Origin of the sequence: Methylobacterium sp. EM32, from assembly GCF_040593685.1 — a bacterium.
Taxonomy (GTDB): Bacteria; Pseudomonadota; Alphaproteobacteria; order Rhizobiales; family Beijerinckiaceae; genus Methylobacterium.
Map to the genome: position 1 here is coordinate 137574 of NZ_JBEXZS010000234.1, position 26914 is coordinate 164487.

Annotated in this window: 27 protein-coding genes; 16 read left to right on the forward strand and 11 right to left on the reverse strand. The window is 72.0% G+C overall.

Annotated elements, in window-relative coordinates; translation table 11 throughout:
• Positions 1–64 precede the first annotated feature (64 nt).
• Complete coding sequence (locus ABZT49_RS29725) at positions 65–931, forward strand: 3'(2'),5'-bisphosphate nucleotidase CysQ (RefSeq protein ID WP_355291567.1); 867 nt, start codon at positions 65–67, stop codon at positions 929–931.
• 10 nt (positions 932–941) lie between these two features.
• Here the strand turns inward: ABZT49_RS29725 and ABZT49_RS29730 are convergent, their stop codons facing one another.
• Positions 942–1412, reverse strand: coding sequence for a YHS domain-containing (seleno)protein (locus ABZT49_RS29730; protein WP_355291569.1), 471 nt, complete (start codon positions 1410–1412; stop codon positions 942–944).
• 135 nt (positions 1413–1547) lie between these two features.
• On the opposite strand from ABZT49_RS29730, the gene ABZT49_RS29735 reads away from it, so the two are divergent.
• From ABZT49_RS29735 to ABZT49_RS29745, 3 genes are all read left to right on the forward strand, one after another.
• The gene (locus tag ABZT49_RS29735; RefSeq protein WP_355291571.1) at positions 1548–2210 is read left to right on the forward strand and encodes a DUF1134 domain-containing protein; all 663 of its coding nucleotides are present in this window, start codon (positions 1548–1550) and stop codon (positions 2208–2210) included.
• 215 nt (positions 2211–2425) lie between these two features.
• Complete coding sequence (locus ABZT49_RS29740) at positions 2426–3307, forward strand: hypothetical protein (RefSeq protein WP_355291573.1); 882 nt, start codon at positions 2426–2428, stop codon at positions 3305–3307.
• A gap of 310 nt (positions 3308–3617) precedes the next feature.
• On the forward strand, positions 3618–3863 hold the full coding sequence (locus ABZT49_RS29745; RefSeq protein WP_093568778.1) for a 3',5'-cyclic-nucleotide phosphodiesterase: 246 nt from the start codon (positions 3618–3620) through the stop codon (positions 3861–3863).
• A gap of 21 nt (positions 3864–3884) precedes the next feature.
• Here the strand turns inward: ABZT49_RS29745 and ABZT49_RS29750 are convergent, their stop codons facing one another.
• Entirely contained in the window at positions 3885–5993 is a 2109-nt protein-coding gene (locus tag ABZT49_RS29750; protein ID WP_355291575.1) for an ATP-binding protein, read from the reverse strand.
• Between the two features lie 316 nt (positions 5994–6309).
• Between ABZT49_RS29750 and lptM the strand changes: the two genes are divergently transcribed.
• From lptM to ABZT49_RS29800, 10 genes are all read left to right on the forward strand, one after another.
• Positions 6310–6672: an LPS translocon maturation chaperone LptM gene (gene lptM, locus ABZT49_RS29755; protein ID WP_355291576.1), complete on the forward strand. Its 363-nt coding sequence runs from the start codon at positions 6310–6312 to the stop codon at positions 6670–6672.
• A gap of 105 nt (positions 6673–6777) precedes the next feature.
• The gene (gene lysA / locus ABZT49_RS29760) at positions 6778–8049 is read left to right on the forward strand and encodes a diaminopimelate decarboxylase (protein ID WP_355291578.1); all 1272 of its coding nucleotides are present in this window, start codon (positions 6778–6780) and stop codon (positions 8047–8049) included.
• Positions 8050–8151: 102 nt separating this feature from the next.
• The gene (locus ABZT49_RS29765; RefSeq protein WP_355291580.1) at positions 8152–8388 is read left to right on the forward strand and encodes a hypothetical protein; all 237 of its coding nucleotides are present in this window, start codon (positions 8152–8154) and stop codon (positions 8386–8388) included.
• Positions 8389–8474: 86 nt separating this feature from the next.
• A complete protein-coding gene (locus tag ABZT49_RS29770) occupies positions 8475–11105 on the forward strand; it encodes a TIGR02302 family protein (protein ID WP_355291582.1) in 2631 nt (876 codons plus the stop codon).
• Positions 11106–11554: 449 nt separating this feature from the next.
• Positions 11555–11740, forward strand: a complete 186-nt coding sequence (locus ABZT49_RS29775) for a twin transmembrane helix small protein (RefSeq protein WP_355291584.1) — start codon at positions 11555–11557, stop codon at positions 11738–11740.
• Positions 11741–11877: 137 nt separating this feature from the next.
• A complete protein-coding gene (locus tag ABZT49_RS29780; RefSeq protein ID WP_355291586.1) occupies positions 11878–12480 on the forward strand; it encodes an acyloxyacyl hydrolase in 603 nt (200 codons plus the stop codon).
• A gap of 116 nt (positions 12481–12596) precedes the next feature.
• Positions 12597–13172: a cob(I)yrinic acid a,c-diamide adenosyltransferase gene (locus ABZT49_RS29785; protein ID WP_355291588.1), complete on the forward strand. Its 576-nt coding sequence runs from the start codon at positions 12597–12599 to the stop codon at positions 13170–13172.
• A gap of 204 nt (positions 13173–13376) precedes the next feature.
• Positions 13377–14126, forward strand: coding sequence for an electron transfer flavoprotein subunit beta/FixA family protein (locus ABZT49_RS29790; protein ID WP_355291590.1), 750 nt, complete (start codon positions 13377–13379; stop codon positions 14124–14126).
• A gap of 43 nt (positions 14127–14169) precedes the next feature.
• Positions 14170–15120: an FAD-binding protein gene (locus tag ABZT49_RS29795; RefSeq protein WP_355291592.1), complete on the forward strand. Its 951-nt coding sequence runs from the start codon at positions 14170–14172 to the stop codon at positions 15118–15120.
• 137 nt (positions 15121–15257) lie between these two features.
• Positions 15258–16139: a 3-hydroxybutyryl-CoA dehydrogenase gene (locus ABZT49_RS29800; protein WP_355291594.1), complete on the forward strand. Its 882-nt coding sequence runs from the start codon at positions 15258–15260 to the stop codon at positions 16137–16139.
• A gap of 37 nt (positions 16140–16176) precedes the next feature.
• Here ABZT49_RS29800 and ABZT49_RS29805 read toward each other — a convergent pair whose 3' ends face one another.
• The 8 genes from ABZT49_RS29805 to ABZT49_RS29840 all read right to left on the reverse strand — a co-directional run bounded on the left by ABZT49_RS29805 (position 16177) and on the right by ABZT49_RS29840 (position 22553).
• On the reverse strand, positions 16177–16656 hold the full coding sequence (locus ABZT49_RS29805; RefSeq protein WP_355291632.1) for a hypothetical protein: 480 nt from the start codon (positions 16654–16656) through the stop codon (positions 16177–16179).
• Between the two features lie 150 nt (positions 16657–16806).
• Entirely contained in the window at positions 16807–17121 is a 315-nt protein-coding gene (locus ABZT49_RS29810) for a hypothetical protein (RefSeq protein ID WP_355291596.1), read from the reverse strand.
• A gap of 126 nt (positions 17122–17247) precedes the next feature.
• A complete protein-coding gene (locus ABZT49_RS29815) occupies positions 17248–18255 on the reverse strand; it encodes an NAD(P)H-quinone oxidoreductase (protein ID WP_355291598.1) in 1008 nt (335 codons plus the stop codon).
• 62 nt (positions 18256–18317) lie between these two features.
• On the reverse strand, positions 18318–18980 hold the full coding sequence (gene upp, locus ABZT49_RS29820) for a uracil phosphoribosyltransferase (RefSeq protein WP_093568789.1): 663 nt from the start codon (positions 18978–18980) through the stop codon (positions 18318–18320).
• Positions 18981–19017: 37 nt separating this feature from the next.
• Complete coding sequence (locus ABZT49_RS29825; protein ID WP_355291600.1) at positions 19018–20253, reverse strand: URC4/urg3 family protein; 1236 nt, start codon at positions 20251–20253, stop codon at positions 19018–19020.
• Between the two features lie 35 nt (positions 20254–20288).
• Positions 20289–21539 (reverse strand): GTP cyclohydrolase II, encoded by a 1251-nt coding sequence (locus ABZT49_RS29830; RefSeq protein WP_355291602.1) that lies wholly within the window; start codon positions 21537–21539, stop codon positions 20289–20291.
• A 175-nt stretch (positions 21540–21714) separates the two neighbouring features.
• A complete protein-coding gene (locus tag ABZT49_RS29835) occupies positions 21715–22128 on the reverse strand; it encodes a DUF2852 domain-containing protein (protein ID WP_355291603.1) in 414 nt (137 codons plus the stop codon).
• 224 nt (positions 22129–22352) lie between these two features.
• The gene (locus tag ABZT49_RS29840) at positions 22353–22553 is read right to left on the reverse strand and encodes a hypothetical protein (protein ID WP_355291605.1); all 201 of its coding nucleotides are present in this window, start codon (positions 22551–22553) and stop codon (positions 22353–22355) included.
• Positions 22554–22902: 349 nt separating this feature from the next.
• On the opposite strand from ABZT49_RS29840, the gene ABZT49_RS29845 reads away from it, so the two are divergent.
• Together ABZT49_RS29845 and ABZT49_RS29850 are read left to right on the forward strand one after the other, a co-directional pair.
• A complete protein-coding gene (locus ABZT49_RS29845; RefSeq protein WP_355291607.1) occupies positions 22903–24276 on the forward strand; it encodes an MFS transporter in 1374 nt (457 codons plus the stop codon).
• A gap of 164 nt (positions 24277–24440) precedes the next feature.
• Entirely contained in the window at positions 24441–26093 is a 1653-nt protein-coding gene (locus ABZT49_RS29850; protein WP_355291608.1) for an OFA family MFS transporter, read from the forward strand.
• Between the two features lie 6 nt (positions 26094–26099).
• On the opposite strand, the gene ABZT49_RS29855 is transcribed toward ABZT49_RS29850, so the two are convergent.
• Positions 26100–26909: an N-acyl homoserine lactonase family protein gene (locus tag ABZT49_RS29855; RefSeq protein ID WP_355291610.1), complete on the reverse strand. Its 810-nt coding sequence runs from the start codon at positions 26907–26909 to the stop codon at positions 26100–26102.
• Positions 26910–26914 lie beyond the last annotated feature (5 nt).

The window sequence follows — 26914 nt, forward strand, 5'->3', positions numbered from 1 at the left end:
AACGGCGCGTCGTCACGCGCGCGGATCGATCGACAAACCCGCCGGCGCCGGGCATGACGGCGGCATGACATCCGCACGCACGACGCCCATCCTGTCCCTCGACCGCCCGCCCGGGCCCGCCGAGCGCGACGCCATCGCGAACAGGCTCGCGGAAATCGCCGCAGAGGCCGGGATGATCCTGCGGCGGTTCGAGCTCGGCGGCTGCCACCATCACCTCAAGGCGGACGGCTCGCCGACGAGCCAGGCCGACCTCGCCGCCGAGGAGCAGATCGTCGCGGCGCTCAACCAGACCTGGCCTGGCATCCCGGTGATCGCGGAGGAAACCGCCGCCGAGGCCGCCCCGGCGGCCCTGTTCTTCCTCGTCGACCCCCTCGACGGCACCAAGGACTTCCTGAAGGGCACCGGCGAGTACACGGTCAACATCGCGCTCGTCGCTGGCGAGCGGCCGGTCGCGGCGGCGCTCGCCGCCCCCGCCCTCGGGCGGGTCTGGGCCGCCGGCGAGCACGCCGTCGAGGCGCCGGTTCTCGAGGGCGTGCCGGGGGCCTTCCGGCCGGTCGCTTCGCGGCCCGTCCCGGCGGAGGGAATGACGGCTCTGGTCAGCCGCAGCCACGGCGAGGCGGCGGACGAGGCCTGCCTCGCGCAACTGCCGATCGGCCAGCGGCGCGGGGTGTCCTCGGCCCTCAAGTTCGGGCTCATCACCTGCGGCGAGGGCGACGTCTATGTCCGCTGCGGCCCGACCATGGAGTGGGACACCGCCGCGGGCGACCACATCCTGACCCAGGCCGGCGGCTGCCTCGTCGGCCCGGACGGCCGGCCCTTCGGCTACGGCCGCCGGCCCGGCCAGTACCGGAACGGCCCGTTCGCGGCCTTCGGCGACCGGTCGCAGGCCGGCCGCGCGGTGCTGCCGGCGACCTGCCCGGTGCGGGGCTGAGCCGGCAGGCTCAGCCGCCGATCGCGGCCTCGGGCCGCAGGGTCGGCCAGCGCGCCTCCGCGGCGTCGATGAGCGTCATGTCGGTCCGCGCGCGGCGCTCCGCATCACGGAACAGGTAGAGCCGGTCGTCGCGCAGGGCCGCCACAAGGGGATCGGCCTCGACGAGCCGCCCGGCGGCCATGCCCTCCGGATCGAAGCCGCCCAGGCGCGGGGCATAGGCCTCCGGCGCCCGGGCGAAGGCACCGCGATTCGCCGCCGTGGCGAAGCGCCAGACCAGGCCCGACCAAGAGAATTCGTGCGTCTCGGTGCCGGGCAGCGGCGCGGGTCCGAGCCGGTAGGAGACCGGATCGAAGCCGCGCAGGGCCAGCGCGGTCAGGGGATCGGCGGCGTAGAGGCCCGGCACGCCGAGCGGCGTCTCGCCGCGGGCCGGACGGGCGAGGATTGCGGGCAGGATCGCCCCCGTCGGCAGAAGCGACAGCACGCCGCGCCGCGTTAACCGGATCTTACCCATATTCGCAGCATCTGTGGCATCCCGCCGCCCGTCCGCGCCGGATCCCCTGGGCTCGACGCCCCGGGGACACCGGCAGAGACCACATTAAGCCGGGATGCCTAACGAATGCTCTCAGCACCCTCCGCCTCTCCGGCTCGGCAGAAGACCGGTTCCGCAGCGTCCGAACGGCAGACGCCCGGCGTCCCGCGCCGGCGTGCCCTCGCGGCTCTCCTCCTCGCCGCGCCGGCGATGCTCGCCGCCCTGCCCGGTCCGGCAGTGGCGCAGGGGCGCGGCCCCGGTGATCCCGGCACCTTCCAGCCGCGGGAGATCATCGATTCGGGCCACCAGTTCTTCGGCTCGGTGTCGCGCGGCCTCGCCCTGACGGTGCAGGAGGCAACGCGGCGCTGGGGCGAGCCCAACGGCTACATCCTCGGCCAGGAGGCCTCCGGCGCGATCATCGGCGGCGTGCGCTTCGGCGAGGGCACGCTGTTCACCCGCAATGCCGGCCAGCGCAAGGTGTTCTGGCAGGGCCCTTCCCTCGGCTTCGACGTCGGCGGCGACGGCGCCCGCTCGATGATGCTGATCTACAACCTGCCGCGGGTGAACGCCCTCTACCGCCGCTTCGTCGGCATGGACGGCTCGGCCTACGTGGTCGGGGGCTTCGGGATGTCGGCGGTGACCGCCGACAACATCGTGGTGGTGCCGATCCGGGCCGGGGTCGGCGCGCGCTTCGGGATCAATGTCGGCTACCTCAAATTCACCGATTCGCCGACCTGGAATCCGTTCTGATCCCGTTCGCGGGCGAAGCGTCCGGACACTGCACGAGGGAACCGGCCGCGTATGGCCGCGCTGATCCTTGGCCACGCTGGTCCTGGCGGCCGTCCCGTGGCAGGGTCCGGCCGCGCCCCCGCGCGTGGCTCCGATGCCGGCGCGCGGGTCGCGCCGACCGTATCCACCGTCCGCGCGGGAATTCCTCGCCCGGACGCCGAGAGAGTATCGCCCGGGTGATCGAGTCCCTGATGTTCGCGGCGCTGGGGTTCCTCGCCGCCAGCCTGTGCGCCCTGCTGATCCTGCCGGCGCTCAACGCCCGGGCCGAGCGGCTGACGCGGCGGCGGCTCGAGGCGCTCTACCCGATGTCGATCGTCGAGCTGACCGCCGAGAAGGACCACCTGCGGGCCGAGTTCGCGGTGCGCGAGCGCCAGCTCGAGCGCCGGGTCGAGGAGGCGCAGGCCGCCCGCCGGGCCGAGATGGAGGAGATGGGCCGGCGCACCGTGCGCATCGGCACGCTCACCCAGGAGATCGAGCGCCGGGACGCGCATCTCGGCGAGATCGAGCGCGACCTCGCAGCTGCGCGCGGCAACCTCGCACAGGTCCAGGGCGAGCTGGCCGAGGCCCGCACCGCCCGCGCCGCCGCCGAGGAGGCGATGCGGGCGCTGGAAGGCCCCTACCAGCGGGCGCTCGCCGAACTCGCGGCCCTGCGCGGCGAGGTCGAGGCGAGCCGCAGCGGCCGGGCCGAGGCCGAGGCGGCGCGGGGCGTCGCCGAGGAGCGGGTCCGGGCGGCCCGCGGGCAGGTGGCCGCGGCGGGCGAGAGCGTCGCCAGCGCCGCCCGCCAGCAGATCCAGGCTCTCGAGGACGCGCTCGCCGACCTCAATACCCGCCACGCCGCCGAGATCGAAGCGGCCCGGGCCGAGATCGCGCGGCTGCAGTCGGCCCTGCAGGAGGCCGCATGGGCACCGTCCCCGCCCCCCACCGCCGAGATCGCGGCCCAGAACGCCGCCCTGGAACGCCGGATCGCCGAGGTGGCCGACGCCCTGATGAATCAGGGCCGGCCCGAGCCGCGCATGCCGCAAGCGACGCCTCTGCCGACGCCCGCTGCGGCCGGGTGAGGCCGAGGTTCGATCGCGGGTAGGTCCGATCACGCCAAGGGACGGCCAGGGGGAGGACGCGGCGGCGTGTGCTCTGCGGCACATCGCTCCCGCCCGCGGCCTCGCAACGTCGTAAGGCCCAGGTCCGGAAACGGCCCGGAAACACCATCCAAGCTCTTGGCCCGGCGAGACTTTCTCGCAATGCGGGCCGTCGGGTCGCCGGCCCGGCCGGTGACCGCCCCGCATCGCCTACGTCCCGCGGCCCTTGTCAGGATGCGGGTTTCGGGCCATGTCGCTGCCACTTCCCACGCTCTGCAAGGCTTCGACAGACATGATGCTCAGGCCGATGTCGCTCGCTCTCCTGGCTGCCGGCAGCCTGATGGTCCTCGCCGGGCCGGCCCTGGCCCAGCGGGACGATCCCAACCTGAAGAAGTACTGCACCGGCGACTACATGACCTATTGCGGCAACCTGCCGCCGGACAGTCCCCAGGTCGATCGCTGCTTCGAGAAGAACATGAACAAGATTTCGGTCAACTGCAAGAAGGCGATCGACTACTACGAGCAGACCCACAAGTAAGCATTGAAGGGAGGCCTCGGCTCACGCCGAGGCCTCGGCTCGGCTGGCGGCCTCCAGGGCCTCGGCCAGGGCCTCGATGGTGAAGGGCTTGCGCAACACCGTCTCGCCGGGGCCCGGGCGCGGCCCGTCCTGCTCGTCGTCCCGCGGATGGCCGGTGGCGAAGATGACCTTCAGGTCGGGCCGCCGCCGCCGCGCCTCGGCCGCGAGCGTCGGCCCGTCGAGGCCCGGCATCACCACGTCGGTGAACAGCACCGCCACGTCCCGCTCGCTGTCGAGGGCGGCGAGCGCCGCCGCCCCGTCCGGCGCCGTCACGGTGCGGTAGCCGAGCTCACCGATGGTCTCGGCGCTGGCGAGCCGCACCGCGGCGTCGTCCTCCACCACCAGCACCGTCTGCCGGGCCCGGCCCGGCACGGCCGCCGCAAGGAGCGACCGGCCGGCGGTCTCGGCCGGCACCCCGTCCGCGCTCACCGGCAGGGTCAGCTCGATCGCGGTGCCCTGGCTCGGCTGGCTGTCGATGCGCACGCGCCCGCCCGACTGGGTGACGAAGCCGTAGACCTGGCTCAGGCCGAGGCCCGTGCCCCTCCCTTGCGGTTTCGTGGTGAAGAACGGCTCGAAGGCGCGGGCGACCACGTCGGGCGGCATGCCGGTCCCGGTGTCCCGCACCGTGACGGACACGGCCCGGGTGCCGTCGTCGAGGGCGCCGTGCGCCGTCTCCAGGGAGAGCCGCCCGCCGCCCGGCATCGCGTCGCGGGCATTGACCGCGAGGTTGAGGATCGCGTTCTCGAGCTGGTTCTGGTCGACGAAGATCGCCGGCGGGTCGGGCATCAGCCGGGTGTCGACCCGGACGGTCTCGCCCAGCGTGCGCCGCAGGAGGTCGATCATGCCGCCGACGAGGCGGTTCGGGTCGGTCGGGCGCGGCTCCAGGGGCTGCTGGCGGGCGAAGGCGAGGAGCCGGTGGGTGAGCTTCGCCGCCCGGTCGGTGCCGTCGAGGGCGCCGGCGATGAAGCGGCCGACATCGGTATCGCCCCGGGCGATGCGGCGCTGGACGAGTTCGAGCGAGCCGGTGATGACCGCCAGGAGATTGTTGAAGTCGTGGGCGATGCCGCCGGTGAGCTGGCCCACCGCCTCCATCTTCTGCGACTGGCGCAGCTGGTTCTCGGCGGCGAGGCGCTGGGCGTGCTCGCGCTTGAGGTCGGCCAGCGCCTGCTGCTCGGCCCGGGCCCGGGCGAGCGCCAGCCAGGCCATCAGCACCAGGGTCAGGGCCGAGACGGTGGCGACGAGGCCGTAGACCCGCAGGTTGTCGTACCAGCGGTCGAGGGCGATCACGGTCTCGACCGAGAAGGCGACCTCGACCGGATAATCGCCGATGCGGCGCCAGGCGTAGAGCCGCTCGGCCTCCCCCGACGGGGTGCCGGTGGCGGCGCCCCCCTGCGGTCGGGCGCGGATCGCCCGCAGCAGCGGATCGGCCGGGGCGAGGCGCTCGTCGACGTCGGGGCCCGGCGGCTCGCGCACCAGGATGGCGCCGTCGGCGCGCAGGAGCATCGCCCGGTGGTCGGTGGGTGCGGCGATCTCGGCGTAGAAGCGGGCGAAATACTCGGTGCCGAGCGCGATCACGATCACGCCGTCGAAGCGCCCGTCATCGGTCGAGCGGCGGCGGCTGACCATGAAGGCGGTGGTGCCGTCGGCCTCGCGCACGGCGGGGCTGACATAGATGCCGATGTCGCGCGGGCGGTGGACCGAGAACACGTCCCTGCCTGAGAGGTCGCGGCCGAGATCGGCCTCGCGGCTCGAAGCCTGGATCTTCCCCTGGGGATCGACCACCCACACCGCCCGGGCCTGGGCCAGCGGCGCCTTCAGGCTCGCCAGGAAGCCGCCGGTGGCGGGCGCGGCGATCTGCGTCCAGCTGCGGTCGAAGACGTAATCGTCGACCCGGTCCATCGCTAATTCGGCGGTGTCGAACACCTTCGAGGCGTGCTCGTGCATCACCGCCGCGGTGCGGACCACGGCGCTGTCCTCTTCCCGCAGGACCTCGGCCCGGTTCCACCACGCCGCGCCCACCAGGACGACGCACGGCACCAGGAAAGCCGCGGCGACGAGGAGCTGGTGCAGCCGCACCGTCGAAAGGCTCACGGGACTCTCACAAACGCGACGGAAGCCGACGCGGCGATCGGCCAAAAGCTTAACTGTTCGTTAGCGGATTGGCGAGCGAAACGATCGCCGCGCCGATGCCCGGCCGCCGCCTTCCGGGGCGGTGTGTCGCCGGGGCATCGGCGGGGCCGTCCGTCAGCCCCTGCCGCACTCTCGCGGCCCGCTTCCAACGCCGCCTTAACGGCCACGCTCGAATGCCGCGCAACCGTCTTGGAAAGGCCGCGTGTCCCGGGCTCGCCTCGCGGGGTTCGGACCGCTATGGTGCCGCGGCCACGCTTGTGTTTGTCGGATCCCGCCCGTGTTCCGTTCCCGTACCCTCGTCCTCCTCGGCCTGATCGCCCTCTCGGCCGCCGCCTGCGGCCGGCGCGGCCCGCTCGAGCCGCCGCCGGCAGCGGCGCCGGCCGTCCAGCCACAAGCCGGCGGCCAAGGCGCCAGCAATCCGGGCGGCACCCGGCCGAAGACCGGGGCGGCCGCGATCAACACCCTACCGGCCGGCGTCGGGCTCTCGGCTGGCGCCTCCGCCCCCGACCCCGAGGACGAGCTGCCCTCCGCCGCGGTCGCCGCCCCGACCGGGATCCCGGCCCCGACCGAGTCGTCGTCCCGCCGCCGCAAGGGCTACGTGATCCCCAAGGAGCCCTTCCCCCTCGACCCGATCCTCTGACCAGGCCATTCTCCGATCGAGCATGAGGGTGCAAAGCCCGGCCGGTTTCGTGTAGAGGGCGCGTCTCACGCGCTCGCGCCAGCGCCCGGACCCCGGTCAACTTCCATGCACCACTTCACCTATCGCGACGGCGTGCTCCACGCCGAGGACGTCGACCTGGCACGGCTCGCGGGCGCGGTCGGCACCCCGTTCTACTGCTACGCCTCCGCCACCCTGGAGCGGCACTACCGGGTCTTCGCCGAGGCGTTCTCCGGCGACGACGCGCTGGTCTGCTACGCCATGAAGGCGAACTCGAACCAGGCGGTGCTCGCCACCCTGGCGCGTCTCGGCGCCGGCATGGACATCGTCTCGGAGGGCGAGCTGCGCCGGGCGCTCGCCGCCGGCGTGCCGGGCGAGCGGATCGTTTTTTCCGGCGTCGGCAAGACCGAGGGCGAGATGGCGGCGGCGCTCGACGCCGGCATCCTGTGCTTCAACGTCGAGAGCGAGCCCGAGTTGGAGCAGCTGTCGCGGGTCGCCGCCGCCCGGGGCGCGACGGCGCCGGTCTCGATCCGGGTCAACCCGGACGTCGATGCCCGCACCCACGCCAAGATCTCGACCGGCAAGTCCGAGAACAAGTTCGGCATCCCGATCTCCCGCGCCCGCGAGGTCTACGACCGGGCGGCTCGCCTGCCGGGCCTGTCGCTCGTCGGCGTCGACATGCATATCGGCAGCCAGATCACCGACCTCGCGCCCTACGACAACGCCGCCGCCCTGCTCTGCGGCCTCGCCCGCGACCTGATGGCGGCCGGCCACCGGCTTCACCACGTCGATTTCGGCGGCGGCCTCGGCATCCCCTACCGCGACGACAACGCCCCCCCGCCGGATCCGGCCGCCTTCGCGTCTGTGCTGCGGCCGCATTTCCGCCCGCTCGGCCTCAAGCCGGTCTTCGAGATCGGCCGGATGATCGCCGGCAATGCCGGCGTGCTCGTCACGCGGGTGCTCTACGTCAAGCACGGCGAGGGCCGCACCTTCGTGATCGTCGACGCGGCGATGAACGACCTGATCCGCCCGACGCTCTACGAGGCCTACCACGCCCTGCGCCCGGTGGCCGAGCCGGGACCCGAGGCCGGCCGCCTCACCGCCGACGTGGTCGGCCCGGTCTGCGAGAGCGGCGACTACCTGGCGCTCGCCCGCGAGATGCCCGAGGTGAAGCCCGGCGACCTGATCGCCGTGATGTCGGCCGGCGCCTACGGCGCGGTGCAGGCCTGCACCTACAACACCCGGCCCCTGGTGCCCGAGGTGCTGGTGCGCGGCTCCGACCACGCGGTGATCCGGCCGCGGCCGACCTACGAGGAGCTGATCGGGCTCGACCGGGTGCCGGAGTGGCTCGCGGCCTGAGCGATCCCACGCCGATCGCTAAAATGCGACGGGATTTCCGAACGGAGCCGCCAATCCTCGCGGTCTAACGTGCCAGCATGTGATCCGCGAGGAACCGACGTGATGGCGCCCCAAGGCAACCTTCAAGGCAACCTTCGAGACGGCTCTCTCCTCGCCCGGGCCGAGGCCGTGGTCGAGCGCGCGTTCCGCATCGCCGCCGAGCATCAGGCGACCCTGGCCCAGGCCCGCCACGCCGTGCAGCCCCTGCGCGAGGCGGCGGCGCGGCAGAGCGGGGGCGTGCCGCACGCCCTCGATTCCGGCCGGCCGCGCCAGGAGCCGCGCCAAGACCTGTCGGCCTGAGCCGATTTGACCCGCTGGCCCGCCGGGACCGGCATGCTAGCCTGCCTGCGTCGCCCGTCCCCGGACGGGACCAGCGGGAGCAGGGCATGAGCAAGGCCGAGCCGGACACCGCGCAGCGCGAAGCCGCCCCGGATAGCCGGGTCGATCCGGTGCGCGCCGGGCTCGACCGGCTGGTGGTCCGCGCCGGCCGGGTGACCCTGTGGGAGCAGGCCTGGCCGATCCTGTGGCGCGGCCTCGCGGTGGTGCTGGTCTTCCTCGCCGCGTCGTGGCTCGGGCTGTGGCTCGATGCCGGGCCCGCCCTGCGCATGGCGGGGGTGGCGGTCTTCGGCCTCGCCCTGATCGGGGTGCTGCTGCCGCTCCTGCGCCTGCGCCGGATCGCCCGCATCCAGGCGCTGGCGCGGATCGACCGCGATGCCGGCCTGTCCCACCGCCCTGCCCGGACGCTCGAGGACACGCTCGCCCTTGGAGGTGACGATCCCGGCACGCAGGCGCTCTGGGCGCTGCACCGCAAGCGCGCCGCCGCGACACTCGCGCGTCTGAAGGTCTCCGGCCCGCGGCCGGGAATGACCCGGCGCGATCCCTACGCGTTGCGCGCCGGCGCGATCCTCGCCGCGGTGGCCGGCGCCTTCGTGGCGGGGCCGGAGGCCGGCGACCGCCTGCGCGCCGCCTTTGACTGGCGCGGGCCGGCCGCGGCCGCGCCGTCGTTCCGGGTCGACGGCTGGATCGACCCGCCGCTCTACACGCGCACGCCGCCCCTCATCGTCACCCTGGCCGAGGCGGGCCAGCGCCTGCGGGCGCCGGTGAACTCGACGCTCGTCGTGCGCGTCGCCGGCGCCTCCGACGCGACCGTGACGCCGGGCGCCGGGCTGAAACCCCTGCCCGCCACCGCGCCGGCCCGGCCCGACCTGCGCGAGGAGCGCTTCACCCTCACCGGCGGCACCGCCGAGGTCGCAGTGCAGACGGGCTTCGCCAGCACCCACCGGCTCACGATCGAGACCATTCCCGACCGGCCGCCGGAGATCGCCTTCGCGGGCCAGCCGGAGACGAACGGGCGCGGCACCTTCACCCTCGCCTACCGGGCCAAGGACGATTACGGCCTCGCCTCGGCGGAGGGCGTCGTCGAGCCGCAGACGAAGGGGCGCAGCCTGGTGCCGCCGCCGCGCCTGACCCTGAGCCTGCCCTCGGACGCGCAGGGGACCAGCGACACCCGCACCCTGATCGACCTCACCGACAACCCCTGGGCCGGCGCCAAGGTGCTGCTGACCCTGGTGGCGAAGGACGAGGCGGGCCAGGAGGGGCGCTCCGCCCCCCTCGCCTTCACCCTGCCGGGCCGCTTCTTCACCAAGCCGCTGGCGCGCTCGCTCGCGGAGGAGCGCCGCCGCCTCGTCCTCGATCCGGACGGCAGCCGCGCCCGGGTCGAGACCTCGCTCGACGCGCTGCTGATCGCGCCGGAGCGGTTCACGCCGCAATGGGGCGTCTTCCTCGGCCTCAAGGAGGCGGCGCGGCGCCTGCGCGCGGCGAAGACCGACGAGGCCCTGACCGAGGTCGCCGACCTCCTCTGGACCATGGCGTTGCAGATCGAGGAGGGCGACCTCTCGGACGCCGAGAAGGCGCTGCGCGCGGCCCAGGACCGGCTCAAGGACGCGATGGACCGCGGCGCCTCCGACCAGGAGATCGCCAAGCTCACCGAGGAGCTGCGCCAGGCGATGGACCGGTTCCTGAAGGAATTCGCCCAGCGCCAGCAGCAGAACCCGCAGAATCCCGGACAGCAGAGCCAGCAGGCCGACCGCACGGTGACGCCGGACGACCTCTCGAAGATGCTCGACCAGATGCAGGAAGCGATGAAGCGCGGCGACGTGGCCGAGGCTCAGCGCCTGCTCGACCAGCTCCGCGGCATCCTGGAGAACCTGCAGACGGCGCAGCCCAACTCGCGCATGAGCGATCCGACCGCCCGCGAGATGAACCGCCAGATGCAGGACCTGGAGGCGATGGCGCGCGAGCAGCAGGGCCTGCGCGACGAAACCTTCCGCCAGGGCCAGGAGCGCCGCTTCGGCAATCGCGGCCAGCCGCAGCAGCCGGGCCAGCAGGGCCAGCGCCAGCCGGGGCAGCGCGGCCAGCAGGGCCAGCGCGGCGGGGAGCCCCAGCCGGGCCAGGACGGCCAGCAGCAGGGCCAGCGCGGCCAGCAGCCGGGCGGCGACAAGCAGGGCGGCGTCGGCGACCGTCAGCAGGCCCTGCGCCAGCGCCTGGAGGACCTGCAGCGCCGGATGAAGGAACTCGGCATGCAGGGCGAGCAGGGCCTGTCCGATGCCGAGCAGGCGATGCGCGAGGCCGAGAACGCGCTCGGCCAGGGCCAGGACGGCTCCGCCGTCGACGCGCAGGGCCGCGCCCTCGAAGGGCTGCAGCGCGGCGCGCAGGGCATGGCCCAGCAGATGCAGCAGATGGGCCAGGACGGCGACGGCCAGCAGGCCGCCGACGGGCAGCAGGGCCAGGGCAATCCCAACCAGCCCGGTCGCCAGGGTGCGCGCGACAACGACCCGCTTGGCCGCCCGACCCGCAGCCGCGACTTCTCGGATGGCCGCGTGCGGGTGCCGACCGCCGAGGAATCCGGCGTCGAGCGGGCCCGGCGCATCCTGGAGGAACTGCGGCGCAAGCTCGGCGATCCGAGCCGGCCGGCGGAGGAACTCGACTACTTCGAGCGCCTGCTGCGGCGGAACTGAAAGCCTGTTCGACCTGCTCGGGCCGCACCGCGGGACGCTTTATCCATCCCACCCAGACCCTCATCCTGAGAGCCTGTTTGAGTGGGCTGACCGTCTTGAAACCCGCGATGTCGTCCCGGGGCCGCGTAGCGGAACCCGGGATCCATGACCGCTGACGTTGCAGGATGAAGCGGGAGGCTGCCCGCCCTTTCAAGCTGCGTCAGCGGTCATGGATCCCGGGTTCCCGGCTGCGCCGAGCTCCGGGATGACGCAGAGAGATGCCGGCCTGCGTGCAGATCGATCGGCGCGGCCGCTCAAACAGGCTCTGATATCGGAGGATGCGAGGCGTCTGCCCTCCGGGTTGGGGCGCGATGGAGCGCCCCGCCCCGGTGCCGTCCTGCGGCGCGGGGGCCTCTCCCGCCGGGATCCGATCCGCCCTATCAGGCCGTTCCACCTCGAGAGCCCATGGAATGTCCGGCAACACCCTCGTCCTCATCGCCTGCCTCGCGGTCGCCGTGGTGCTGCTGTTCGGCCTCGCCAACATGCTGCGCGGCGGCAGCGCCAACGTCTCGCAGCGCCTGATGCGCCTGCGGGTGGTGCTCCAGTTCGTCGCCATCCTAGTCATCATGGGGGTGTTGTGGTGGCGCGGCGGCTGACCCTGCGATACTGTGGCGGGGTGGACGCACGGGGTGGAAAACCGTCCCGAGACGGATTGTACGGCGAGACGAGACGCCGGCCCCACGGCTAGGGTGACCCTCGCCCCAGCAACGGGGCGGCGGACCCCGTACGACAGATGCGCGTAACCCTTCCGAGCCTCGCTGCGGCGATCACCACCGCGGTCGCTCTCGCCGCTCCGGCGGCCTTGGCCGCCGATCCCTCGGCCCTGGTGCCCGATTACCGGCCGCCGGTTCAGCCGCTCAGCATCGTCTCGGAGTTCCGCATCGGCGGCTCCGCCCAGGATCCGGGCAGCAACGAGAAGAACACCAGCAACATTAACGGCGAGTTGCTGTTCGCCAAGCCGGTCACCGGGCTCGACCGGTTCTGGGCCGCCTTCGTGCCGCGCCCGACCGTCGGCGGCAGCTACAACGTCGACGGCCGCACCAGCTACGCCTATCTCGGCGCGACCTGGACCTTCGACATCACCGACCGGATCTTCGTCGAGGGCTTCTTCGGCGCCGGCTTCCACGACGGCTGGACGGGCCCGAAGAACAACGTGCCCAAGACCTTCAATTCGCTCGGGTGCAACCCGCTGTTCCGCGAGGCGGCCGGCGTCGGCTACCGCATTACCGAGCACTGGAGCATCATGGCGACGATCGAGCACATGTCGAACGCTGGCCTGTGCGTCAACAACCGCGGCCTGACCAATTTCGGCGGCAAGATCGCGTACACGTTCTGACGGCCGCACCGCGGCGGGGGTCTGGCGATCCGGGACGGGACCGCTAGAACATCGGAGCCGGGCACGGCAGGGCCGATCCGCCCGCCTCACGCGAGCCCGGCCCCAGGGAGCGCGCCGTGGTCGTCCTCAACCGCATCTACACCCGCACCGGTGATTCCGGCACCACCGCGCTCGCCAGCGGCGAGCGCCGCTCGAAGGCGGATCTCCGCGTCGAGACCTACGGCACCGTCGACGAGACCAATGCCTGCTTGGGCCTCGCCCGCCTGCACACCACGGGCGACCTCGACGCGATGCTGGGCCGGATGCAGAACGACCTGTTCGATCTCGGCGCCGACCTCGCGACGCCGGAAACGCCCGAGCCCCTACCCTACGAGCCGCTGCGGATCGTCGCCGCCCAGGTCGAGCGGGTCGAGCGCGAGATCGACGCGCTGAATGCCGGGCTCACCCCCTTGCGCTCCTTCGTGCTGCCCGGCGGCTCGCCAGCGGCGGCAGCGCTCCACCTCGCCCGCACGGTCTGCCGCCGGGCCGAGCGCCTGGCGGTGGCGCTCGCCGGAACCCCGAGCGAGGCCGTCTCGCCGGTGGCGATCCAGTACCTGAACCGCTTGTCGGATTTCCTGTTCGTCGCCGCCCGGGTCGCCAACGAGGGCGGAACGGCCGACGTGCTGTGGGTGCCGGGAAAGACCCGTACCTGAAGACCCGGACCTGAAAACCCGCGCCCAAGACCCGCGCCGAAGACCCGCTTTGGACGGTGGGGTGGCGGGTCTCCGGGGCGCGTTGACAATTCGGAAAATCGGCCGCTACGGTCCGCGCCACCTTGCTCAATCGGGGATGATCGCGGGCCGGCCGTGGGAGGGCCCGACCGCGATCGCCCCTTCATCCTGAAGGATGCGACGATCATGAAGGTCCTGGTGCCCGTCAAGCGGGTGGTCGACTACAACGTGAAGATCCGGGTCAAGCCGGACGGCTCGGGCGTCGAGCTCGCCAACGTCAAGATGTCGATGAATCCCTTCGACGAGATCGCCGTCGAGGAAGCGATCCGCCTCAAGGAGAAGGGCAAGGTCACCGAGATCGTCGCCGTCTCGATCGGCCCGCAGCAGGCCCAGGAGACGATCCGCACCGCGCTCGCCATGGGCGCCGACCGCGGCATCCTGGTCAAGACCGACGCCGCCGTCGAGCCGCTCGCCGTGGCGAAGCTCCTCAAGGCGCTGGTCGAGAAGGAGAGCCCGGACCTCGTCATCCTCGGCAAGCAGGCGATCGACGACGATTCCAACCAGACCGGTCAGATGCTCGCCGCCCTGCTTGGCTGGCCGCAGGGCACCTTCGCGTTCAAGCTCGAGGTGGCCGAGGGCAGCCTCGACGTGACCCGCGAGATCGACGGCGGCCTGCAGACCCTGAACCTGAGGCTGCCGGCGATCGTCACCACGGACCTGCGCCTCAACGAGCCGCGCTACGCGTCGCTCCCCAACATCATGAAGGCGAAGAAGAAGCCGCTCGACACCGTGGAGCCGGAGGCGCTCGGCGTCGACGTGAGCCCGCGGCTGAAGGTGCTCAAGACCGTCGAGCCGGGTGGCCGCAAGGCCGGCGTCAAGGTCGCCAGCGCCGCCGAGCTCGTCAACAAGCTGAAGGTCGAGGCCGGCGTCCTCTGACGAGGACGCACAGGCATCCCTCGAAAGGAAGGACATTCACGCCATGACCACCCTCCTGCTGGTCGAGCATGCCGGCGGCGCCGTGAAGGACGCCAGCACCAAGGCCCTGACGGCGGCCAAGCAGCTCGGCGCCCCGGTCCACGCCCTCGTGGTCGGCGCCGACGCGCAAGGCGCGGCGGACGCGGCCGCCAAGCTCGACGGTGTCGAGAAGGTGCTGGTGGCGGCCGACGCCGCCTTCGACCACCTGCTCGCCGAGCCGACCGCGGCGCTCGTCGCCGAGCTCGCCGCCTCGTACGACACCGTGATCGCCGCCGCCTCGACCGAGGGCAAGAACGTGCTGCCGCGCGTCGCCGCCCTCCTCGACGTCGCCCAGGTGTCGGACATCATCAAGGTGGTCGGCCCCGACACCTTCGAGCGGCCGATCTACGCCGGCAACGCGATCCAGACCGTGCAGGCGACCGACGCCAAGCGGGTGATCACGGTCCGCACCGCCGCCTTCCAGGCGACCCCCGAGGGCGGGTCCGCCGCTCCCGTCGAGGCCGCCGCGGCGGCCGCGGCGCCGGAGGCCAAGTCGTCGTTCAAGGGCGAGGAGATCGCCAAGTCCGACCGTCCGGAGCTCGCCGGCGCCCGCATCATCGTGTCGGGCGGCCGCTCGCTCGGCTCGGCCGACAAGTTCAAGGAGCTGATCGAGCCGCTCGCCGACTCGCTCGGCGCCGCGGTCGGCGCCTCGCGCGCGGCGGTGGATGCCGGCTACGCCCCGAACGACTGGCAGGTCGGCCAGACCGGCAAGGTGGTGGCGCCGGACCTCTACGTCGCGGTCGGCATCTCGGGGGCGATCCAGCACCTTGCCGGCATGAAGGACTCGAAGGTTATCGTCGCCATCAACAAGGACGAGGAGGCGCCGATCTTCCAGGTCGCCGATTACGGCCTGGTCGGCGACCTGTTCCAGGTCGTGCCGGACCTGCAGCAGGAAATTACCAAGGCCAAGGGCTGAAAACGCGCCGCCCCTCGCGCGGGTCCTGCGCGCGGGGCGGCACGGGGATCCGCGCGGGCTCGACTGGAACCCTTCGCATCTGCGAAGGCGCGGTGGTATGAACGCCCGGGACGGCGTGGCGGGAAGGCAGGGGTGTGATGGGCATCGAGATCAAGACGGTCGGGATCATCGGGGCCGGTCAGATGGGCAGCGGCATCGCCCATGTCTGCTCCCTGGCCGGGCTCGACGTGCGGATGAACGACCGCGATCCCGAGCGCCTGAAGAGCGGGCTGGCCAACGTCAACGGCACCCTGCAGCGCCAGGTCTCGAAGGGCGCGATCACCGAGGACCAGCGCCGGCACGCGATCGAGCGGGTCCTGCCGGTCGATTCCTTCGACGATTTCGGTCCCTGCGACCTGGTGATCGAGGCCGCGACCGAGGACGAGTCGATCAAGCGCAGCATCTTCAGCGCGCTGTGTCCGTCGCTGCGGCCCGAGACGATGGTGGCGACCAACACCTCGTCGATCTCGATCACCCGGCTCGCCTCCTCGACCGATCGGCCCGAGCGCTTCATCGGCATCCACTTCATGAACCCGGTGCCGGTGATGCAGCTCGTCGAGCTGATCCGCGGCATCGCCACCGAAGACCCGACCTACGAGTCGGCCAAGGCCTTCGTGAAGCGCCTCGGCAAGATCGTGACGGTGTCGGAGGATTTCCCGGCCTTCATCGTCAACCGCATCCTGCTGCCGATGATCAACGAGGCGATCTACACCCTCTACGAGGGCGTCGGCTCGGTCGATTCGATCGACACCGCGATGCGGCTCGGCGCCAATCACCCGATGGGCCCGCTCCAGCTCGCCGACTTCATCGGCCTCGATACCTGCCTGTCGATCATGCAGGTGCTCTACGAGGGCCTGGCCGATTCGAAGTACCGCCCCTGCCCGCTCCTGGTGAAATACGTCGAGGCCGGCTGGCTCGGCCGCAAGACCAAGCGCGGCTTCTACGATTACCGCGGCGCGGAGCCGGTGCCGACCCGCTGAGGCCTTCGGACACCGCGGCGGCCAGCGGCGGCCGCGGTCAGCGCACCCGGATCAGGATCCGCGGTCGCCAGATCCCCAGAACCACGTTCACGGTCGAGATCGCGAGCAGCACCCACAGGGTGCCCCGCTCGGCGCCGAGCGACTCGGCCAGGGTCGCCGGATCGACGCGGCCGACGAGGGCTTGCGCGCTACGCTCCGCCTCCCGCTGCATCGGCCCCTGAACGCCGACGAAGCCGTACTCGAACATCAGGATCCCGGTTGCGAGCTTCACCCAGGCCCAGCCGGCCTGCTGGAAGGCTCGGTTGAGCGCGACGGCCAGCAATCCGGCCACCAGCATCAGCGCGAGCGACGGCAGGAAGATCCAGGTCGAGACCGCCGCCATGGCGCCGCGCATCAGGGCGTAGCCGGCGAGAGCGGAGGGCGGAGGCGCGAGGCCGAGCAGCACGATCAGGGAGGCCATCGCGCCCATCAGGCCGATCGCCCCCATCGTGTGCAGGAACTTCATCAAGCGTCGCATCGCCACGACACGCTTCCCCCGGGCGGTCACATGCAGCCTACGGGACGGTGCCGGGCCGGAGGGAATCACATTCCCGTGCCGATCGGGCCTGAACGGCCGAAGGGCCGCCCCCGGTCGGGAGGCGGCCCTTCGTTGGAACGGCGTCGCGACTTACTTGGTGTTGGTAGAGCCCGTCGCCTTCGGCTCGGCGGGAGCCGGATAGGCCGGGTTGCCGGCCGGCACGCCGGCACTGTTCGTCGACGACACGCCACCGCTGCCATTGGGCGAGCCGGTGATCTGCTGGCGCGAGGCGTCCTGGCTCTGGCTGGCGTAGTCCTTCGGCGCGTTCGAGCCGTTCCAGCCGAGCAGCGCCACCATGGCGACCGCCAGGAGGGCGAGGCTGCCGAGCAGCACGTAGAGGACGGGGCGGCCCTTCGCGCCCTGGCGGGCCGCGGTCGGGGTCTCGACGGTGCGGTTGTTGTCCATGGGAAACCTCGGAGGTGTGGCTCGGCGAGCGTCGCTCCGAGCCGTGATCGGTGTGAGCAGCCAACGTCACCGATCGGCCGAGGTTCCTGGCGCGCCGGGATTTGACCCGGGTCAGTGTCGCGCGATCTACTTGCCCGTGAGCAGCATGATCTTGCCGAGGTGGGCGCTCGATTCCATCAGCTCGTGGGCCGCCCGCGCCTCTTCGAGCGGGAAGGTGGCGTGGATCACCGGCTTCACGGTGCCGGATTCGAGCAGCGGCCAGACCTCCCGGCGCAGGTCTTCGGCGATGGCGGCCTTCTGGGCGACCGTGCGCGGGCGCAAGGTCGAGCCAGTGACGGTGAGGCGCCGGATCATCACCGGGGTGAGATTGACGGACTCGGCCAGGAAGCCCTGCAGGAAGGCGATGATCACGAGCCGGCCTTCCAGCGCCAGCGACTTCAGGTTGCGCTCCAGATAGGTGGCGCCGACCATGTCGAGGATCACGTCGACCCCCTGGCCGTCGGTCAGGCGCTTCACCTCCGCGGCGAAGTCGGCCTCGCGGTAGTTGATGGCGTGATCCGCCCCGAGAGACTCGCAGAAGGCGCATTTCTCGGCCGAACCGGCGGTGGCGTAGACCGTGGCGCCGAACTGCTTGGCGAGCTGGATCGCCGTCGAGCCGATGCCGCTCGACCCGCCATGGACCAGGAAGCGCTCACCCCGCTGCAGGCGGCCGCGCTCGAACACGTTGGTCCAGACCGTCCAGTAATTCTCCGGCAGGCCCGCCGCCTCGACCAGCGAGAGCGGACCGGGCTTGGCTAAGCACAGCGAGGCATCCGCGACGGCGTACTCGGCGTAACCGCCGCTGATCGTCAGCGCGCAGACCTCCTGGCCCTCGGTGAGACCGGTGACGCCCTCGCCGAGGGCGACGATGCGGCCGGCGATCTCCAGGCCCGGAACCTCGGTGGCGCCGGGCGGCGGCGGGTACTTGCCGGCGCGCTGCTGGCAATCGGGCCGGTTCACGCCCGCCGCCACGACCTCGACCAGAACCTGGTTCGGGCCCGGCCGCGGCACCGGCACGGTCTCGATCCCGATCACCTCCGGCCCGCCGGCCCCGTTGAAGCGGACCTGTCGCATGGTGGCGGGGATCGACGGCATGGGGCGGCTCCGGTGTTGTGACACGCCCTTACCTGCCGCGCGAAGGGGCCACCGGCAAGGGCTTACCGCGTGCCGTACATCCGGTCGCCCGCGTCGCCGAGGCCCGGCAGGATGTAGCCATGCTCGTTCAGGTGGCTGTCGATCGAGGCGGTCCAGACCGGCACGTCCGGGTGGGAGCCCTGGAACTTGGCCAAGCCCTCCGGCGCGGCGAGCAGGCAGACGAAGCGCAGGTCGCGGGCGCCGCGCTCCTTCAGCCGGTCGACCGCCGCGACGGCCGAGTTCGCCGTCGCCAGCATCGGGTCGAGGACCAGCACGGTGCGGTCGGCGAGGTCGGACGGGGCCTTGAAGTAGTACTCGACGGCCTCGAGCGAGTCGGGATCGCGGTAGAGCCCGATATGGGCGACGCGGGCCGAGGGCAGCAGCGACAGCATGCCGTCGAGGAAGCCGACGCCGGCGCGCAGGATCGGCGCCAGGACGAGCTTCTTGCCGGCGATCTGCGCGCCCTGCATCGTGACCAGCGGGGTCTCGATCTCGACCGGCTCCAGCGGCAGGTCGCGGGTGACCTCGTAGGCGAGCAGCGTCCCGATCTCGTTCAGGAGCTGGCGGAAGCCCTTGGTCGAGCGCGCCTTGTCCCGCAGCAGGGTCAGCTTGTGCTGCACCAGCGGGTGATCAACCACCGTGACCGGCGCCACACCCGTCTCCCCGCGCGCACCCGCACCCTGCATCGCCGTCTCCCCGTTCACCAACATACGTGACTCGACTTCAAAATACGGTGCCGTCGCTCGCGATGGAAAGCGGCGGCGCGCCCTCCGGCCGCAAGGACTTCGCCAGGCGCCGGCCGGTGGCCCAGGTGCCGCCTTCCAACACCTTGGCGAGCGGCAGGTCGGCGGGATCCTCGATGTCGAGCCGCTCGCGCACAAGCGGCGCCAGCCGGTCGAGGAGCGCCACCGTCAGCGCCCGCCACTCGACGACGAGGCGCGACCCGACCTCGTGCGGCAGCTTGGCCTCCTCGGGCCGGCGCAAGGCCAGCACCCCGGTATCGAGGAAGAGCCCTCCGTTGCGGTACTCGGGCAGGCCGGTCAGGGCGTCGAGGCCGGTGACGGTCAGCCCCGCCTCCTCCAGCGGCTCCAGGAGCGAGTAGGCGAGCCACTGCGACAGCTTGTGGAACGGCACCAGCCCTTCCGTCGACCCAGTGCCGCCTGACAGAGGATGACGCCAGGTATCGCCGAGATCGATCCCGTCGAGCACGATCCGGCCGGGCCAGATCGGCCCGAGATGGGTCAGCAGCACCTCCAGCACGGCCTCCGCCGGGACCTCGCCGTCGCGGGCCTTCGCCTTGATGCGGTCGAACAGGAAGCCGGGGCGGGCCTGCGGCCCGAAGCCCTCGGGATCCGCCGCCGCGACCTGGCCGAGGCGATTGAGGAGCGCGGTGCGGCCGGAGAGGCCGACGAGGGGGTTGGTCGGCGAAGCCTGGAAGCCGTCCGCGAGCTCGGCCTCGGTCAGGCTCGCCAGCGCGCGGGCATCGGCGCGGAACGGGTCCTCGGGCTCGGAGGAGAACAGGCCGGAGACGAACATGTCGAAGCTCGCCACCGCCAGACCTTCCGAGCGGGCATAGGTCTCGCCGGTGCGGCCCTCCTCGTAGCGCCAGGTCGGGCCGGCGCCGGCGTCGAGCAGCACGCTCACCACCACGAGGTCGAAGGCGGCGCGGGCCTGCTCGGCCGGGTCCTCGAAAGGGGCGGCGTGGACGAGGGAGCCCCAGCGCTCGAAGCCGCCGACCGAGAAGTGGCGCCAGCGGGCGTGGTAGGGGATCGCGAGGTCCGGGTAAGCCTCGCGGATGGTCTCGACCACGGCGTCGGCGCAAGGCCCCAGGCGATCGAGATCGACCACGAAATGGTCGAGCCGCCCGTCGAGCCCGGCCTGAAGCAGGGTCTCGGCGCGGGCGCGCACCGCCCGGGCCGAGAGCAGGCTGCGGGCGGTCGAAAACTCAGGCACGGGCATCTCCAGAAGTCAGGTCGAGCGGTCGCCGGGCGGGGTCAGAACCGCTCGAGGTCGCGGCCCTTCACGGCGTCGAGGGAGTCGGTGACGCCGTCGGGCGCGTAGTAGCCCGCCGCCTTCTTGGCTTCCATCTCCACCGAGGCGTCCGGCGGGATCAGCTCCGGCGGGATCGGCACCCGCTCGCCGACCTCGATGCCCGATCCGGTGATCGCGTCGTACTTCATGTTCGACATCGACATCAGCCGGTCGATGCGGCGGATGCCGAGCCAGTGCAGCACATCCGGCATCAGCTGCTGGAAACGGGCATCCTGCACGCCGGCGACGCACTCGGTGCGCTCGAAATAGGTGGCGGCGGAATCACCCCCCTCCTGGCGCTTGCGGGCGTTGTAGACCAGGAACTTGGTCACCTCGCCGAGGGCCCGCCCCTCCTTGCGGTTGTAGACGATGACGCCGGTGCCCCCGGCCTGCGCCTCGCGCACGCATTCCTCGATGCCGTGGGTGAGGTAGGGCCGGCAGGTGCAAATGTCGGAGCCGAACACGTCCGAGCCGTTGCACTCGTCGTGGACCCGGCAGGCGATGCGCCGGCGTGGGTCGGTCAGACCGGAAATTTCGCCCATCACGTAGACGGTGCAGCCGCCGATCGGCGGCAGGAAGACCTGGAGGTCGGGACGCGTCACCAGCTCCGGGAACATGCCCCCGGTCTGCTCGAACAGAGTGCGGCGTAAGCTCGTCTCGCTGGTGCCGAAGCGGGCGGCGACGCCCGGCAGGTACCAGACCGGATCGACGGCGATCTTGGTGACCGAGATGTCGCCGGTGGCGTGCAGCACCGTGCCGTCGGCGGCCAGACGGTGGGCGCCCATCGCCGCCAGGATCTCCGGCAGGCTCAAGCGGGCTTTGGTCACCGCGATGGTCGGCCGGATGTCGGTGCCAGAGGTGATCGCCTCGCGAAACACCTCGCCGGGCATGTGCCCCCACGGATCGAGCGACACGATCTTGTCCGGGTCCGCCCATTGCGGGTGCGGACCGATCGCGACCACCGGGTGGGTGTTGGTGAGATCCGGCCGCGCCAGCGGGTTCATCGCCCGGCCCGCGATCGCGAGGGCGCGGTAGAGCGAGTAGGCGCCGCCATTGGCCCCGATCACGTTGCGGTCGGCCGGGTTGGTGACGGTGCCGATGATCGGCCCTCGCTCGCGCGGGTCGGCGGCACCCCAGCGGATCGGCCAGCGGGCGGTGCCGGGCTCCGGGTGCGAGGTGAGCCGGATATGCGTCGAGCGGTTGGAACTGGTCATGCGGCCGCGCCGTCCTTCAACGGAGAAGGCTCCCCGCGGGGGCCGCGAGGAGCCTGTCGTGTGCTTGACCTGGTTGAGGGTGGCCCAGCCGATTCGGCGCGTCAAGCTCAAGCCTAAGGCGCCGACCGCCCATTGTCGGGGCAAGGGATCAGGACAATGGGGCCCCCCGGTCCGCTCAGTAGTTCGAGCCGGCGCGGCGGGCCATGAAGGCGTCGAACTGCTCGCGGTCGCGGGCGCGCTTCAGCTCGTCCACGAATTCGGTGAAGGCGCGGCTCTCCTCCTCGAGGCGGCGGCGCTCCTCTTCGAGGCGCTCGATCTCCTTGCGGCGATACTCCTCGAAGGCCCAGTTGCCGCTGTCGTGGCGGGCCGCACCGAAGCCGGAGAATCCGTTCCGGAAGGAGCGCTCGGCGAAGGACTTCATCTCGTTCAGAGCCGGGTAACCCATGAGCTTCCACACCACGTAGGCCGCGGCCAACGGCCACGCATAGATGAATCCGATGACGATCGCGCCGATCTCGAGAGAGCGGCGCGGGAACGGGCCGTTGCGGCAGGCGCGGCCGCTCGACCAGGGGGCAGAGGAAAACGACACGTCACGATCTCCCGCAGGATGTGAATGTGAACGACATTTACATGCGGGGTCGCCCGGGCGGTTTCAAGGAGGGCGGGCCCGGGAAAATTTGCTTCCGGTGGGCAGCATGTTGCTCCCCCGTGATGGAGGCGGCCCAGATGGAGCCGCGGTGCGGGCCGCATCCGGTCCTCCCCTGACGGAATTCAGGCAAGTCCGGATTCCGTCGGGGGAGGATCAAGCGTGGCTCACGCGGCCCGGCGAAGCGGCAGCGGGAGCGGCGTCGGGGTGTCGGTGCCCTCGCCCTCGGCGCTCCAGTGGCAAACCGGCCGGCCGGTCTCCGGGTCGAGGGTCCAGGTGGCGCGAAGGACGAGCCTTTGCGCCGCGGGAGCGGGCAGGCGGACGGACTCGGCGCCCTTCGGCGCGAAGGGGATGACGGTGGTGATCATGATGCACCTCTCGGGGGCGGCCGTCCGCGCGGCCGGCGCCCACGAGAGCGCGCCCGGTCAGGCGTCCCTGCGAGAAGCGGCCGGCGCGAACGGCGCGGTCGATCGACTGTGACTGTCGCTCGGCATGGGGTTGACGGGTCCTGGGTGAGGCGGCGGGGCGCGCGGATGTCGCCTGGGCCGCGACGGGCTCCATACGCTCCCCGATCGGCCTGTCAACACGCGATCAGGGCTCGCGCCGCCCGGCCGGTTTCGCGCCCTCCGCGCAGGGCGGGGATGAGTCGGCGGGCAGGTGTGGCGGGCCCGGCTTTGGGCTACGTCACCCGGAGTGACGACACGGAGCGCGGGACGGATGACGGGCATGGCGGAGCCGATGGCGGCGGAGGTGGCCGACGGCCTGCCGACCCGGGCGAGGCTGTGGGCGATGCTGGCGATCGGCATCGCCATGTCGATGGCGGTGCTCGACGGCGCGATCGTCAACGTCGCCCTGCCGGTGATGGCCCGGGACCTCCAGGTCAGCCCCGGCGCCGCGATCTTCGTCACCAACGGCTACCAGCTCGCCGTCACCGCGGCCCTGCTGCCGCTGGCCTCGCTCGGCGACATCCTCGGCTACAAGCGGGTCTACTGCACGGGGCTGGCGCTGTTCGCCGCCGCGTCGCTGGCCTGCGCGCTCGCCGGCTCGCTGCCGGCGCTGGTCGCGGCCCGCATCGTCCAGGGCCTAGGCGCGGCCGGGATCATGAGCGTCAACATCGCGCTCGTGCGCTTCGTCTATCCCCACCGGATGATCGGGCGCGGCGTCGGCACCATGGCGCTCATCGTGGCGATCGCCTCGGCGGCGGGCCCGAGCGTCGCGGCGGCAATCCTGTCGGTGGCGAGCTGGCCGTGGCTGTTCCTCGTCAACGTGCCGCTCGGGATCGCCGCGCTGGTGCTCGCGACCCGGATGCTGCCGGCGACGCCCCGCAGCGGCGCCCGGTTCGACGGCCTGAGCGCGGTCCTCAACGCGCTGTTCTTCTGCCTCCTGATCACCGGCGTCGACGGGCTCGGCGAGCCGGGCCGGAGCGGCACCGCGCTCGGCCTGCTCGCCGGGGCGGCGGTGATCGGCACCGCCTTCGTGTGGATGCAGGCCCGCCTGCCGGCGCCGCTCCTGCCGATCGACCTCCTGCGCATCCCGGTCTTCGCGCTGTCGATGGTGAGCTCGCTCTGCTCGTTCTCGGCCCAGATGATGGCCTACGTCGCCCTGCCGTTCTACTTTCAGGACGTGCTCCACCTCACCAGCACCCAGACCGGGGTGCTGATGACGCCCTGGCCGATCGCCATCGCGGTGATCGCCCCCTTCGCCGGGCGGCTGGCCGACCGCTACCCGCCGGGGCTTCTCGGCGGCATCGGCCTCGTCGCCCTATCGGCGGGCCTCGCCCTGATGGCGAGCGTGCCCCCGGACGCCTCACCGCTCGCCATCGCCCTGCGGCTGACCCTGTGCGGCCTCGGCTTCGGGCTGTTCCAGTCGCCCAACAACAAGGTCATCATCACCAGCGCGCCGCGGGAGCGCAGCGGCGGGGCGAGCGGCATGCAATCGACCGCCCGCCTCCTCGGCCAGTCCCTCGGTGCCGCCATGGTGGCGGTGATCTTCGGCTACCTCCATACCGGCGGCACCGTGACGGTGCTGTGGATCGCGAGCGCGCTGGCACTGACCGGCTCCGTCGCGAGCGGGCTGCGGGTCAGGCGCTGACGGGCCCCGACGATCCATCAAGGGGTGCGGCAGAGTGCCGTCCTTCAGATGAATGACGTGCACGGACGCGAATCTGCCGCGTCCGTGGCTCCCCTGGATTAAGCCGTCGTCCTAGAACGCGGCCCGCGAACCGGCCGGCAAGGACCGGATCCAAGAGGGCCAGCATGGACGCGCGCGTCGTCGACTCTTCCCCCAGCGAAGCCTCCGCTCCCGGATTCCTGTCCCGCGAGCGCATCGTGGCGCGTGCCGGCTTCAACCGCTGGCTCGTCCCGCCGGCGGCGCTCGCCATCCATCTCTGCATCGGCATGTCCTACGGACTGTCGGTGTTCTGGCTGCCGCTGTCGCGTGCCCTCAGCATCGGCCGGCCGGCCCCGGCCGCCTGCCCCGACATGAGCCTGCTCACCGCCCTCGTCACCACGACCTGCGACTGGCGCGTCAGCGACCTCGTCCTGGTGTTCTCGATCGGCATCGTCATGCTCGGCCTCTCAGCCGCCCTGTTCGGCGGCTGGCTCGAGCGGGCGGGACCCCGCAAGGCCGGCCTCGCGGCGGCTCTGGCCTGGGGCGGCGGGTTCCTGATCGGGGCGCTCGGGGTCTATCTCCACCAGCTCTGGCTGATCTGGCTCGGCATGGGGCTGATCGGCGGCATGGGCCTCGGCCTCGGCTACATCTCGCCGGTCTCGACCCTGGTGAAGTGGTTTCCCGACCGGCGCGGCATGGCGACCGGCATGGCGATCATGGGCTTCGGTGGCGGCGCGATGATCGGCTCGCCGCTCGCCGACCTGCTCATCACCCACTTCCGGGGGCCGGATTCCGCCGGCGTCTGGCAGACCCTCGCGGCGATGGGCGCCGGCTACCTCGTCGTCATGCTGTGCGGGGCCTTCGGCTACCGCGTGCCGCCGGACGGCTGGCAGCCCGAGGGCTGGACCTCGCCGGCCGCGCGCGGCCGGATGATCACCAGCGGCCACGTCCACCTCTCCGACGCGCACCGGACGCCCCAGTTCTGGCTGCTCTGGGCGATGCTGTGCCTCAACGTCTCGGCCGGGATCGGCGTGCTGGCGCTGGCCTCGCCGATGCTCCAGGAAATTTTCGGCGGCGCGCTGATCGGTCGGCCGGAGACCGGGTTCGGCGGGCTCGATGCCGGTGAGAGGGCGCAGGTCGCGGCGATCGCCGCCGGCTTCGTCGGGTTGCTGTCGCTGTTCAACATCCTGGGCCGGTTCTTCTGGGCGACGTTGTCCGACCGCATCGGCCGGAAGGCCACCTACGCCACCTTCTTCGCCCTCGGCGGCGTGCTCTACGCCGCCGCGCCCTGGGCCGCCGGCCTCGGCTCGAAGGCGCCGTTCGTGCTCACCCTGTGCATCATCCTCTCGATGTATGGCGGCGGCTTCGCGACGATCCCGGCCTACCTCGCCGACCTGTTCGGCACCCGGTTCGTCGGCGCGATCCACGGCCGCCTGCTCACCGCCTGGTCGACGGCGGGCGTGGTCGGCCCCCTCGTCGTGACCGCCATCCGGCAGGCGCAGGTCGATGCGGGCCTCCAGGGCGCGGCGCTCTACGGCCGCACGCTCCTGATCCTGGCCGGCTTCCTGGCGGCCGGGTTCGCGGCGAACCTGCTGGTGCGGCCGCTCGCGCGGCGCTGGTTCATGGAGGGGGCCGAGACCGCCTCCGGCGCGCCAGAGCCCGCGGGCCCGTCCGGCTCGTTCGGGATCGGCCGGGGCGGCCCGACGCCGGCGGCGGCGCTGGCCTGGACCGCCGTCGGGCTGCCGATCCTGTGGGGCGTGTGGATCACGCTCGCGAAGGCACTGATCCTGTTCCGGTAGCGGGCCTCAGGCCGTCGTGGAACGCGGCGGGAGATGGAGGAGCACCGCCTCGATCTCCGCCGAAGGGTGGCGCGGATAACGCGCCATCACCAGCGGGTCGTGGCCGGGGACGATCCGCTCCGGATCGCCGGCGAGCCGCGCGAGCGTCCGCCAGCTCTCCATCATCGCGGCGATGTCGACCACGATCGGAAACGGGTTCTGCTGGGCGAGGTTGGCGTAGAAATGGGCAGCGTCCGAGGCGAGGACGACGGGGCCGCGCGCCGTCTCGACCCGCACGCATTGCAGGCCCCGCGTGTGCCCCGGCACCGGATGGACCGTGACCCCGGGGGCGATCTCCCCCGTGCCGTCGACGAAGGCGACCCGCCCCTCGTAGACCCGCCGCACCATGGTGCAGACGTCCTCGACCGAGAAGGCGCCGCGCAGCCGCGCGTGGCACATGCAGCGCCCCGTCGCGTAGGCCATCTCGGCGTCCTGGAGGTGGAAGGTCGCGTTCGGGAACGCCGACAGGTTGCCGGCGTGATCGTAGTGGAGATGCGTGATGACCACGTCCCGCACCGTCGCCGGATCGATGCCGAGATCCCGCAGACCGTCGAGCGGGTGGCGCACCATCGTCCGGCCGTAGGCCGCGCAGGCCGGCCAGTCGAACCCGGTATCGACGACGATCACCCGCTCGTCGTCGCGGATCACCCAGACGAAGTAGTCGATGGGCATCGGCCCGTCATGCGGATCCCCGCCGGGCGGCGGGTAGAGCAGGTTCAGCGACGCCGGACGCTCGTGCGTCGCGTAGCGCAGCGCGAAGACCTCGTAGACCGGCACGGCCG